Raw genomic sequence first — 441 nt, 5'->3', positions numbered from 1 at the left:
GAACCAGGTCATCCCCGCCGACTCGTGGTGGGCGCCCGCGATCGAGAGGATTAGGCCGTTGATCGCGTGTATTGGCTGGGCCAGACGCGTGAGACGAGGGGTTTTCGGCTCGTGGGAGAGGGTGCTGGGGATTTCAGGGGAGAAGAGACGGTTGGCGGGTATGGCGTTTGCGGAGAAGGAGGGCGTGAAGAGGGGGATTTGGTGAGGTTGTTGTTGTTGTTGTTGGGGGGAGCCGGGAGGTGCAGGCGTAGGTGTAAGTGTAAGTGGAGAGGAAGGAGGATTTTGCGTGTGTTTGGTTGTTGGAAATTTCCATGGCGTCTTTACTTTTCCAATCTCTTTTCCTTGAACTATCGTATTGGTTTTCCCCTTTGTAGCAAAATCACACATAAGCCGTAGAAACTTGATTTCTTGACCCATATGCCTCAAGCGAACACTGGCCAA

Annotated in this window: 1 protein-coding gene; it reads left to right on the top strand. The window is 53.5% G+C overall.

Annotated features, from left to right (window positions below; translation table 11 throughout):
• Positions 1-205 (top strand): hypothetical protein (locus QWJ41_RS20830; protein WP_302710382.1); only part of this gene is annotated, 205 nt, incomplete at its 5' end.
• Positions 206-441: the final 236 nt, after the last annotated feature.

Source organism: Nocardioides cremeus (genome assembly GCF_030518195.1).
GTDB classification, from domain to species: domain Bacteria; phylum Actinomycetota; class Actinomycetes; order Propionibacteriales; family Nocardioidaceae; genus Nocardioides; species Nocardioides cremeus.
Note: the sequence above shows the minus strand (reverse complement) of the source record. Positions and strands in the feature narration are given on the sequence as shown.